Genomic DNA, 11,140 nt, shown 5'->3' with positions numbered 1-11,140 from the left:
GACTCATCGCGAGCACCGACAATCAGAGCTGGGTCCGGGGCGCCTGGGGATAACCCCGGATCGAGATCGCCCTGTGGACAGAAACTGGCCCGAGATCAGCCGGCCATCAGTCCAACGGCTGGTCGATGTCGGTCGGGTTGAGCGTCTCGACGTTGACGTCCTTGAAGGTGAGCACCTTGACCGCCTTCGCGAACCGGGCCGGCCGATACATGTCCCACACCCAGACGTCGTTCATCGACACCTCGAAGTAGACGTCCCCCGAGTCCGTACGCGCCCGCACGTCGACCTGGTTGCACAGATAGAAGCGGCGGTCGGTCTCGACGACGTACTTGAAGATGCCGACCACGTCGCGATATTCGCGGTAGAGGGTCAGCTCCATCTCGGTCTCGTACTTCTCGAGATCCTCGGCGCTCATGGCATCGCTCGCTGACGCTCGCTCATGCCTAGGACTCTAGGGCCAACTCGCGGGAAGTTCCGGGAAGACTCCACGAGCGCCGGTGATATGCCGACGGCCCCAGGCGCTCCAGCGCGGCGATGTGGGCGGGCGCGGAGTAGCCCTTGTTGTCGGCCCACGCGTACTCCGGGAACTCCGAGTGCAGCGCAACCATCAGTGCGTCGCGCGAGGTCTTCGCCAGGATCGAGGCGGCGGCGACGGCGGCGCACTTCATGTCGGCCTTGATCATCGTCGTCACCGGCGGCACCTCGACCTCCTCAACCATCGCTGAGACCTCACCGAAGAGCCCCTCCTGCACGGGCGGGGTCAGATAGTTGTGGTTGCCGTCGAGCAGCAGGGCATCAGGACGTACGTCCAGGGCATTCAACGCCCGCTGACCGGCCAGCCGCATCGCGGCCATGATCCCGACCTCGTCGATCTCGGATGCCAGCGCGTGCCCGACGGCGGAGTCGACGGCCCACCGGCGCACCTTCGGCGCGAGCATCTCGCGAGCCTCGGGAGTGAGCAGCTTGGAGTCGCGTACACCCTGGGGTGCTGTGCGGGTCACCGCGGAGATCACCACGATCCCGATCGAGACCGGCCCGCAGAGCGCGCCCCGCCCCACCTCGTCGACGGCACCGAGATGGGTGACGCCCTCGCGCAGCATGGACCGCTCGACTCGCAGGGTTGGCGCACTGCTCACTGTGACGGCACGTCCTCGAAGCTCTCGGGCCGGTGGATCCACTTCGCCCGGTCCAGCGGCCAGCCCAGCGCCACGACCTTGCCGACCACGTTGTCCTCCGGCACCCAGGGCACCAGCGCGCAGTCGGTCTCGTTGGCCGTGCACATGTGCACGGTCGAGTCTGCCGAGTTGGCCCGGTTGTCGCCCATCACGAACAGGGAACCCTCGGGCACCGGACCGGCCTCCCAGTGGCGGTTGCCGGGCATCGGCCCGAAGCACTCGCCCTCCTTGTTGGGGCGGCCGCACTTGGTCTGGGAGGGCCGGGCGTACGGCTCGTCGATCGGGACGCCGTTGACGATCAGCCGACCCTGCTTGTCGCAGCACTCGATGACGTCGCCGGGGACCCCGATGACGCGCTTCACCAGGTGGCCCCCCTCGGGGTAGAGGCCGATGACCGCGAGCGCCTTGCCGAAGATGTTGCTGGGGCCCGCCGACTCGTCGACACCGAGCCAGGAGCCCGGGTCGGAGAAGACAACGACATCGCCGCGCTTGGGCGTGCCGGCGAGCCAGTAGGACGGCTTCTCCACGAGCACCCGGTCGTCGGTCGCCACCGACGGGCCGCCCTGCAGGCCGGGTTCCATGGACTCCGAGGGGATGTAGAAGGCCTGCACGAACAGGGCCTTCACGACGACCGCGACCAGCACGGCCAGCACGACCAGGACGATGCCCTCCTGCCAGGCCGACAGACGGGGCTTGTGCTCCTCCTCGCGGCGCGGGCCGTTGGCCCGGCCCGGCTGTTCAGAGGCCCAGCGCGGGGCCTGAGGAGAAGACGAGAACGACCGCGATCCCCCTGTCTCGGGCCCGTCCCAGCGGGCCTGGGGCCCTACGCCGACGGAAGGATCGCGGTCGTTCGAAGTCACGCGGTGAGTCTAGAGACTCCCTCCACAACGAGCCTCATCGACTCGCTATGCTCAGGGGCTTCTCAGGCCTCGGTCTGGGGCAGATCGGGCGTCGCTTCGCTCCGCCGATCAAGCCCCAGCCGCTCATGCTTCGCGGCGCTCCTTGATCTTGGCCTTCTTGCCGCGCAGGTTGCGCAGGTAGTAGAGCTTCGCGCGACGGACGTCACCGCGGGTGACGACCTCGATCTGCTCGAAGATCGGGGAGTGCAGCGGGAAGGTGCGCTCGACGCCCACGCCGAAGGAGACCTTGCGGACGGTGAAGGTGCGGCCGATGCCGGAACCGTGGACGCGGATCACGACGCCCTGGAAGACCTGGACGCGGGACCGGTTGCCCTCGACGACCTTGACGTGCACCTTGACGGTGTCACCGGCGCGGAACTCCGGCAGGTCGTCGCGCTTGGAGGCGTTGCCGACCTCTGCGAGTACGTTGCTCATCATTTCTCCTCACGCTCGCCACAGGCCGATCGCGGTCATCCATGCCCCTATCAGGGCGATCTTTGGCGGTGGTCCAGCCACGCTGGCCGGCGGCGTACGGTTCCCCCTGTGGCAGGAGCCCGTCGCGACACCTCCGGGTGTCATCTTCGGAGCGTGCTTCGGCCGACTGGACCGGCTCACAAGTCTGCCACAGCGCCGCGGGCCGCCGGGAATCGAGACGGCGCGGAGCGCGGAGACGTACGCGGCGCGCCCGCGCCCCGTGCGAGGATGCCCTCCGTGACCGACACCGACTGGCCACCGCACACCTACGTGACGCGCCCCTACCGGCAGCGGATCCCGCGCGGTCCGCGCGTGGACCGGCTGCTCCGTGAGGTCACGGTGGCGCTGCCGCCTCACATCGCCGACCTCGACCTGGCGCTGGAGCGGCCGGTGGCGGCGATGACGACCGCCAGCGCGGGCGCACTCCGTCATCTCGACCTGGTCCACGGCCGGGCGATGGACGGGCTCAACCACCTGCAGCTGCGCACCGAGGCGATCGACTCCTCCAAGATCGAGCACGTCGAGGCCAGCATGGCCGACTACGGGCGGGCCCTGCTCGGCATCGGCGCCAGCTCCTCGGCAACCTCGATGGCATCCGCGACCCAGGCGATGCAGCGGCTGATCAGCGAGGCCGACACCACCCGCAAGATCACCTCCGACGCGATCCTGCGCGCCCACCGGGACCTGTTCGCGCGCCATCCCGACGAGGCGGCCAACGCCGGCAGGTTCCGCGTCGTCCAGAACTGGGTCGGCGGCTCCGACTACGCGCCCCGCGACACCCTCCACGTGCCACCTCCGCCGGAGACGGTCGACGACTACATCGAGGACCTGGTCGCCTTCGCCAACCGCGACGACCTCTCCCCCATCGCCCAGGCGGCGATCGTGCACGCCCAGTTCGAGTCGATCCATCCCTTCATCGACGGCAACGGCCGGATCGGTCGGGCGCTCATCCACGCCGTGCTCCGGCGACGCCGCGCCTCCCGGCACCTGGCCGTCCCGATCGCCTCGGCGCTCGTCGCCCACCGCGACCGCTACTTCGCTGCCCTCAACGACTACCGGGCCGGCACCGCGTCCACGATCATCGCCATGCTCGCCGCCTCGACGACGATCGCGACGACGGAGTCGTGGAAGACGGCCGAGACGCTGGAGAGCATCCGGCGTGGCTGGGGCGAGGCGGCCGGTGACCCACGGCCCGGGTCGGCTGCGTACCGTCTTCTCGACCTGCTGACCGAGGAGCCCATCCTCAACGCCGAGCTGGTCACCAAGAGCCTCGGGATCGAGGACGCCGAGGAGACGATCGACGGCCTGGAGCGGGCCGGGATCCTCACCCGCGCCAAGGGCACCCGCCGTTCCCCGGTGTGGGTCGCGGCGGCGGTGCTGGCCGAGATCGAGGACCTCAGCGCCCGCATCCAGCACCAGGCCCGGCAGCTTCCGTACGGCCCTCGCTGAGGCTGTTCGTCCAGGAAGAGTCGTCCAGGAAGGTATCCCGTACGCCGCGAGGCCCGCCCCGGCGAACCGGGACGGGCCTCGTGGTCGAAGCGATGGATCAGCCGAGCTCGGAGTAGCCCGGCTCGTGGAGAACGGTGTCGATACCGGCGACCTCGTCCTCCTCCTTGGCGCGGAAGCCGACGGTCTTCTCGATCGCGAAGCCGATGACGAAGGCGATCACGAACGAGTAGACGATCACGGTGAGCGAGGAGAGGACCTGGGCACCGAGGAGCTTGAAGTTGCCACCGAAGACGACGCTGCCACCGGTGAGCGTCTCCATGCCGAAGATGCCGACCCACACGCAGCCGATGAAACCGGCGACGAGGTGGATGCCGACGACGTCGAGCGTGTCGTCGAAGCCGAGCTTGAACTTGAGCTCGACGGCCAGGGCGCAGATGGCACCGGCGACGAGGCCGAGGACGAGGGCCCAGACCGGGCTGACGAACGCACAGGCCGGGGTGATGGCAACCAGACCGGTGACGATGCCGGACGCGGCACCGACGGCGGTCGGCTTGCCGTCCTTGAACTGCTCGACGACGATCCAGCCGATCAGGCCGGCGGCCGGGGCCAGCAGGGTGTTGAGGAAGATCAGCGAGGTCTGGCCCTCGTCGGCACCGAAGACACCGGTGTTGAAGCCGAACCAGCCGAACCAGAGGATCGCGGTGCCGATCAGCACGAGCGGTACGTTGTGAGCGACCGTCTCCTCCTTGGAGAAGCCGACCTTGCGACGACCGAGCACGAGCGCCAGGGCGAGCGCCGCGGCGCCGGCCGACTGGTGGATCACGGTGCCGCCGGCCCAGTCGAGGGAGCCACCGAGGCCGTAGACGTTGTTGGCGAGCCAGCCGTAGAAGTTGCCCTCGGAGTCCACGCCCCAGATCCAGCGGAAGGTCGGGAAGACCACGAAGGTCGCGAAGAAGACGGCGAAGATCATCCACGGCCAGAAGCGCGCGCGGTCGGCGACGGCCCCCGAGACCAGGGCGACGGTGATGATGCAGAAGGCGACCAGGAAGGCGTGGCCACCGAAGAGGTTGCCCGCGTCGCCGCTGCCGGCGGAGGTGACGAGGTCGGTCATCCCGAAGTCCTCGAACGGGTTACCGAAGAGCTTGCTGCCACCGCTGGTGCCGTTGCCGGCGATGCCGGTGCCACCGTAGAGGACATAGAGGATGGTGACGACGGCGATCGAGCCGAAGCTCAGCATCATCATCGAGACGACGGACTTGGCCTTCACCAGGCCGCCGTAGAAGAACGCGAGACCAGGGGTCATGAAGATGACCAGGGCCGCGCACAGGAGTTGCCATGCAAGTTCGACAGACATTCAGTGCCTCATAGATTTGAGTCTCGGGATGGGGCTGTGACGTCACGCGAGCCACATCGCTCGTCGTACGTATTGCCCGGCATCGTTGCGACGCTTCGTTTCAGGAACAGATGTCTGGTGTTACAGAAAAGTAACAGAGTGGTCGGTTGACGAACCGTTACCGTCGACGAGCGTGCGGCTTCGTCAGGATGACGGCACCTGGCGGGGCCTCGAGGTCACGTCGAAGCCGGAAACCGGCCTTCTTGTACATCTTCTGATTCCGCTCGCTCTTCGCCCCGGTGAAGAGCTGGTACGTCCTGGTGTCCTCCGGCGCGACCGCCTGGATGTGATCCAGCAGCTGACGCCCGAGACCCCGCCCCTGCATGTCCGGGGCGGTCATCAGCCGTCCGATCTCCCAGATGTCGCCCTCGAGCCGGGCACGGACCGAGCCCACCAGGCGCCCTGCGGAGCGGACCACGTAGACGTCGTGGGTCTCCAGCGCGCGCAAAGTGTCGTCGAGCGACTCGTGCAGCGGCGGGATCGCGACGCCGGGGTTGTCGTGCATCTCCTGCACCCAGCAGGCGAGCTGGAGTGTGTGCAGCTCGGGCACATCGGCGCGTACGGCGGGCACGATCTCCCACTCGGTGGCGGCCTGGGACGCGTGGAGCAGGTCGGGGCGGCGTACGGAGGTCCGGGCCACCGCCTGGTCGTGACGCCACTGCCCGATGCGCTTGTGGTCACCGCTGAGCAGCACCTTCGGGACCTCGAGGTCACGCCAGGAGGCGGGCTTGGTGTAGACCGGGTACTCCAGCAGGCCGTCCTCGTGGGACTCCTCCACGAGCGACTCGGCGTTGCCCATGAACCCGGGGAGCAGACGTACGACGGCCTCCGTGATCGCCATCGCGGCGACCTCTCCCCCGTTGAGGACGTAGTCGCCCAGGGAGATCTCGCGGACCTCGGCGCGGGTCGCCGCGTGGTCGAGCACGCGCTGGTCGATGCCCTCGTAGCGACCGAGCAGGAAGACCAGCCGCTCCCGGGTCGACAGGTCACGAGCCAACGCCTGGGTGAACGGCTCGCCGCTCGGGGTGGTCACGATCACGGTCGCGCCGTCGATGGCCAGCTCGTCGAAGGCCTCACCGAACGGCTCCGGCTTCATCACCATCCCGGCGCCACCGCCGTAGGGCGTGTCGTCGACGGTGCGGTGGCGGTCGTGGGTCCAGTCGCGTACGTCGTGGACGTGCATCTCCAGCAGCCCGGACTCGATCGCCTTGCCCGGCAGGCTCAGCCGGAGCGGCGCGAGGTAGTCGGGGAAGATGGTGAGGTAGTCGAGCCTCACCTGGCGTCGTCCTCGTCCTCGGCGAACGGCGTGACCAGGCCGGGGCGGTCGGCGATGACGACCTTCCTCTCGTTCAGGTCGACGACCGGCACCAGCGCCTTCACGAACGGCACCAGCGCATCGCGCCGGTCCGGGGTACGGATCGTCAGCAGGTCCTGGGCTCCCCCATGGACCAGCGCCTTCACCGTGCCCAGCTCACGGCCCTCTTCGTCGAAGGCGGTCAGGCCGACGAGCTGGTGGTCGTAGTACTCGTCGGGGTCCTCGGGGGTCTCCTCGGCCGGGACGTCGGCGAAGAGCAGCGTCCCACGAGCCGCTTCGGCCTCGTTGCGGTCGGTGATCTCCTCGAAGGCGACCTGGAGCACCTGCCCGTGCCAACGGGCGCCCTCCACGGTCAGCTCCTTGGCGGCGAACGCCGATCCCTTCGGCGGCTGCGCCCGCAGCACCGTGCCCTCGGCGAACCGCCGGTCGGGCTCGTCGGTCCGCACCTCGACGGTCACGAACCCCCGGATCCCGTGCGGCTTGCCGATCCGTCCGACCAGCACCTCGATCAATTCCACGAGGTGAGCCTAGAGGGTGGCGTACGTCGGGCCGAACTCCTCAGCGATGGGCGGCGCCGCTCGCTGTAACACGTCGTTCGTAGGACTACTCGCCCTATCAGATAGGGCGAGTAGTCCTACGAACGACGTGTTACACGAGTTCGGCGGCCCGAAAAGAGCAACAGGCGCCACCCCCGCGATGGGGATGGCGCCTGTCGTGAGTTGATGCAGCCGTGCTCAGCGACCGCCGTCGACGTCGACGAAGTCGATCCGCGCGCCGCCCTTGCCGGCCAGCGCTGCGATGACCGTACGGAACGCGGTGGCGGTGCGGCCGCCGCGGCCGATCACCTTGCCGAGGTCGTCGGGGTGGACCCGGACCTCGAGGACGGAGCCGCGACGAAGCTGCTTGTCGCGCACGCTCACCTCGTCGGGGTTGTCGACGACTCCTCGGACGAGGTGCTCGAGAGCTTCGGCGAGCATGCTGCTCAGGCCTCGGCCTCAGCGGCCGGGGTCTCCTCGGCCTTGGGCTCCTCGGCCTTGGGCTCCTCAGCCTTCGGCTCCTCGGCCTTCTTGGCGGACTTCTTCGTCACGGCCTCGGAACCGGCGGAGGCGTGCGCCTCGGCGAGAGCCTTGTTGAAGAGCTCGAGCTTGTCGGGCTTCGGCGGGGCGACCCGCAGGGTGCCCTCGGCGCCCGGGAGGCCCTTGAACTTCTGCCAGTCGCCGGTCACCTTGAGGATCGCCTCGAGAGCCGGGGTCGGCTGGGCGCCGACGCCGAGCCAGTACTGGGCGCGCTCGGAGTCGACCTGGATGAAGCTCGGCTCCTCCTTGGGACGGTAGAGACCGATCTCCTCGATGACAGCGCCGTCGCGCTTCTTGCGCGAGTCGACGATGACGATGCGGTACTGCGGAACCCGGATCTTGCCCAGGCGCTTCAAGCGGATCTTGACAGCCACTGTTGGTGGTATTCCTTTGGAATCGAATATGGGTGAAGAGGCCCGTGTCGGTGTGGGGACACCCGTCAGGCAACTTCGGCGGGCACTGTTGCGCTGGGTGAGAGGGTCCCTGCGCACAGGACACGCGCCTCAGTTTGCCAGAGGTGGACGGAAGCGGCGAAATCTCAGGCGTAGATCTTCCCGCGGAGCACGACGGCGGCCGGACGCGCCAGCACGGTGAGGTCGTCGAGGGGATTGGTGTCGTAGACGACGAAGTCGGCGGGGTCGCCCTCGGCGAGGCCGGGGTTGTGGCCGAGCCACTCCCGGGCGCGCCAGGACGCGGCGCCGAGGACGACGTCGGCCGGAAGACCGAGCCGGTGCATCGCGAGGACCTCGACCGGGAGTACGCCGTGCAGCTGGTCGCCCGCGCCGTCGGAGCCCGCGTAGAGGGCCACGCCCGCCTCGTAGGCGCTCATGATCGTCTCGCGACGGCGCGCGTAGAGGTCCTCCATGGTGGCGGCGTACGTCGGGAACTTGGGTGCCGCGGCGGCGGCCAGATCGGGGAAGATCTCCAGCTGGGCGACGGTGGGGACCAGTGCGGTGCCCTGCTCGGCCATGGCCTCGACGAGGTCCGGGGTCAACCCGGTGCCGTGCTCGATGCAGTCGATCCCGGCCTCGATCAGGCCAGGCAGGACCTCGTGGCCGAAGCAGTGCGCCGTGACCCGCGCGTCGTTGTCGTGGGCCACCTTGATCGCCTCGGCGAACGACTCCTCCGGGAAGGAGGGCTTCAGGTCTCCCTCGGCCCGGTCGATCCAGTCGCCGACGAGCTTGACCCAGCCGTCACCGGAGCGGGCCTGCCGCTCGACGGCCTCGGCCAGACCCTCGGGCTCGACCTCGTCGGCGTAGTTGCGCATGTAGCGCTTCGTACGTCCGATGTGGCGGCCGGCGCGGATCAGCCGGGGCAGGTCCTCGCGGGACTGGACCCAGCGGGTGTCGGCGGCGGAACCGGCGTCGCGCAGGAGCAGGGCACCGGCGTCCCGGTCGGCGAGAGCCTGCGCCTCAGCGGTGTCCTGGTCGACCGCGCCGTCGGGCCCCAGCCCGATGTGGCAGTGGGCGTCGACGAGGCCGGGGACGATCCAGCCCGAGGCGCCGGTCTCCGCCCCCGACGGCCGCTCGTAGGTGATGCGGCCGTCGAGGACGTAGAGGTCCCGCACCTCTCCATCGGGAAGGACCGGGCCGGAGAAGCGCAGAGCAGTCATGTGACGCAGGTTACCTAGTTTCCGGAGGTCGGCACCTTCACCCCGGCCGCCTCGAGGATCGGGAAGTGCTGGGCGAGCGGGATGACCTGGCCGGTGACGACATTGTTGTCGTCCCACCCGATGGAGGTCGGTACGCCGACGAGCTCACCGTCGTCGTTGACCGCGGCACCACCGGAGTTGCCGCTGGAGATCCGGGCGGTGACGTCGAAGACGGCCCGATCCTCCCCCTCGAAGGAGAGGATCGTCGCCACGTTGCCCTCGGCGACGGTCGGCGGCTGGAAGAGCACGCCCTCCTTGTCGGCGAAGCTCTCCTTCGGCAGCATCGGGAATCCGATCGTGGCGATGAAGTCGCCGCGGTCGACCGCGTTGGAGTCGCCGAGCGAGATCGTCGGCAGGTCCAGCGAGGACGGGTTCACCGGGTTGCCCTCGCCGTCGGCGATGATCTGCACGACCGCGCTGTCGACCTCGCCGTCGGACTGGATGACCTTGGCGAGGTAGTCGGGCTCGCCGACCTTGTAGCCCTCGGCCGGGTCGGTCAGGTGGATGTTGACGACCTCGGGAGACACCTCGCCCTTGGCGGCGTACTCCGGGATCTTCGCCGGGTCGGCGACGTGGGCGTTGGTGAGGATCTTGCCGTCCGCGGTGACGATCGACCCGGATCCCATCGCGATGGTGTCCTCGGTCGGCGCGTAGGTGATCCAGACGGCGGCCCGCTGCGCGCTGTTGAGCTCGTCCTTGGTCAGGCCGGTGTCCTGGGCGGCCGGGTCGCCGCCGGGCACCACGAACATCGCGACCACCAGTCCGATGACCACGACCGCGGCCGCGGCCCCGATCCCGCCCCACAGCAGCAGCTTGTTGCGGCGCTTGGCGGCGGCACGCGCGACCTCGACCTCGGCGGCGTAGATCGGGATGACCTTGAGGATCTCGCCGGCGACCGGGTGACCGAGGCGGATCTCGGTCTCCTCGTCGATCTCCTCCCGGATCAGCGGCTTCCCCTTCAGGAACGACCCGGTCTGGGAGCCGTTCTCGAAGGTCCAGCCGCCGGGGATGGCCACCAGCCGGGCGTGCTGGCGGGAGACGCCCTGGTCCTCCAGCACGACCGAGTTGTCGGCCGCACGGCCGATGGTGACCGTGACCGGGTGGCGGAAGCGGTGCTCCTTGCCCTCGGCGACCAGCAGCAGGTCGGGGCCGCTCGGCGGGGTCGGCGGCTGGCCGGGAGCGGCCGGGCGGGCCATCCCGGGCGCGATCGTCATCTCGGAGATGTCCTGGGTCGCCGAGGGCGCCGGGGGCGCGGGCGGCAGGTTGCCGGGCGGGGGCGGAGCCGCCGGCGCCACCCCGGAGGGCGGAGCCGCCGTGGCGCCCGCCATCGCAGGCGGAGGCGGCGGAGCCGGCGCCTGAGCACGCGGAGCACCCGCTGCGACCGGCGCGTCGTCGAGGGTGACCGTGATCGTCGAGCCCGGTCCCGCCGGGCCGAGCTGGATCTCGGTCGCACCGGTCAACGGCACCTCGGTGACGCGGCTGCCGGAGACGTACGTCCCTCCGGCGGAGCCGACGTCGACCAGCTTCCACCCGGACGGGTCCGGGCGCAGCTCCGCATGAGCGCGGGAGACCGAGGAGGACGAGAGCACCACGTCGGCATCGATCGAGCGGCCGATTCGGACGATCTTGTCGGGCGGGAAGCTGAGCGCACGTCCCGATACGTCTACGCGTAGCGTCTGCATGCACGAATCATGCACCGAAATGGCCC

General features: G+C 69.3%; 12 protein-coding genes. 1 reads left to right on the top strand and 11 read right to left on the bottom strand.

The window, feature by feature from the left end; genetic code table 11:
* Positions 1-106 precede the first annotated feature (106 nt).
* The 4 genes from BLT25_RS20345 to rplS form a co-directional block, all read right to left on the bottom strand.
* Positions 107-415 carry a DUF2469 domain-containing protein gene (locus tag BLT25_RS20345; RefSeq protein WP_045550889.1) on the bottom strand — a complete coding sequence of 103 codons (309 nt, stop codon included), beginning with the start codon at positions 413-415 and terminating at the stop codon, positions 107-109.
* Between the two features lie 28 nt (positions 416-443).
* Positions 444-1,136: a ribonuclease HII gene (locus BLT25_RS20340; protein ID WP_256328699.1), complete on the bottom strand. Its 693-nt coding sequence runs from the start codon at positions 1,134-1,136 to the stop codon at positions 444-446.
* Positions 1,133-2,035 (bottom strand): signal peptidase I, encoded by a 903-nt coding sequence (gene lepB / locus BLT25_RS20335; protein ID WP_091049721.1) that lies wholly within the window; start codon positions 2,033-2,035, stop codon positions 1,133-1,135. Before lepB ends, BLT25_RS20340 begins: the two co-directional genes overlap by 4 nt.
* Positions 2,036-2,158: 123 nt before the next feature.
* A complete protein-coding gene (gene rplS, locus BLT25_RS20330) occupies positions 2,159-2,509 on the bottom strand; it encodes a 50S ribosomal protein L19 (protein ID WP_091050100.1) in 351 nt (116 codons plus the stop codon).
* A gap of 276 nt (positions 2,510-2,785) precedes the next feature.
* On the opposite strand from rplS, the gene BLT25_RS20325 reads away from it, so the two are divergent.
* Positions 2,786-3,997 carry a Fic family protein gene (locus BLT25_RS20325; RefSeq protein WP_091049719.1) on the top strand — a complete coding sequence of 404 codons (1,212 nt, stop codon included), beginning with the start codon at positions 2,786-2,788 and terminating at the stop codon, positions 3,995-3,997.
* A 97-nt stretch (positions 3,998-4,094) separates the two neighbouring features.
* Here the strand turns inward: BLT25_RS20325 and BLT25_RS20320 are convergent, their stop codons facing one another.
* The 7 genes from BLT25_RS20320 to BLT25_RS20290 form a co-directional block, all read right to left on the bottom strand.
* Positions 4,095-5,351, bottom strand: coding sequence for an ammonium transporter (locus tag BLT25_RS20320; protein ID WP_091049718.1), 1,257 nt, complete (start codon positions 5,349-5,351; stop codon positions 4,095-4,097).
* Between the two features lie 157 nt (positions 5,352-5,508).
* Entirely contained in the window at positions 5,509-6,666 is a 1,158-nt protein-coding gene (trmD, locus tag BLT25_RS20315; protein WP_091049715.1) for a tRNA (guanosine(37)-N1)-methyltransferase TrmD, read from the bottom strand.
* Entirely contained in the window at positions 6,663-7,223 is a 561-nt protein-coding gene (gene rimM, locus BLT25_RS20310) for a ribosome maturation factor RimM (protein WP_218131424.1), read from the bottom strand. Before rimM ends, trmD begins: the two co-directional genes overlap by 4 nt.
* A gap of 216 nt (positions 7,224-7,439) precedes the next feature.
* A complete protein-coding gene (locus BLT25_RS20305) occupies positions 7,440-7,682 on the bottom strand; it encodes an RNA-binding protein (RefSeq protein WP_091049713.1) in 243 nt (80 codons plus the stop codon).
* Positions 7,683-7,687: 5 nt separating this feature from the next.
* The gene (rpsP, locus tag BLT25_RS20300) at positions 7,688-8,155 is read right to left on the bottom strand and encodes a 30S ribosomal protein S16 (RefSeq protein WP_091049711.1); all 468 of its coding nucleotides are present in this window, start codon (positions 8,153-8,155) and stop codon (positions 7,688-7,690) included.
* A gap of 164 nt (positions 8,156-8,319) precedes the next feature.
* Positions 8,320-9,393 carry an amidohydrolase family protein gene (locus BLT25_RS20295; protein WP_091049709.1) on the bottom strand — a complete coding sequence of 358 codons (1,074 nt, stop codon included), beginning with the start codon at positions 9,391-9,393 and terminating at the stop codon, positions 8,320-8,322.
* Between the two features lie 14 nt (positions 9,394-9,407).
* Positions 9,408-11,114: an FHA domain-containing protein gene (locus BLT25_RS20290; protein ID WP_091049707.1), complete on the bottom strand. Its 1,707-nt coding sequence runs from the start codon at positions 11,112-11,114 to the stop codon at positions 9,408-9,410.
* Positions 11,115-11,140 lie beyond the last annotated feature (26 nt).

It is taken from the genome of Nocardioides sp. YR527 (assembly GCF_900101045.1).
GTDB lineage: Bacteria > Actinomycetota > Actinomycetes > Propionibacteriales > Nocardioidaceae > Nocardioides.
The sequence above is the reverse complement of the archived record's forward strand: the minus strand, read 5'-3'. Positions and strand labels throughout refer to the sequence as shown.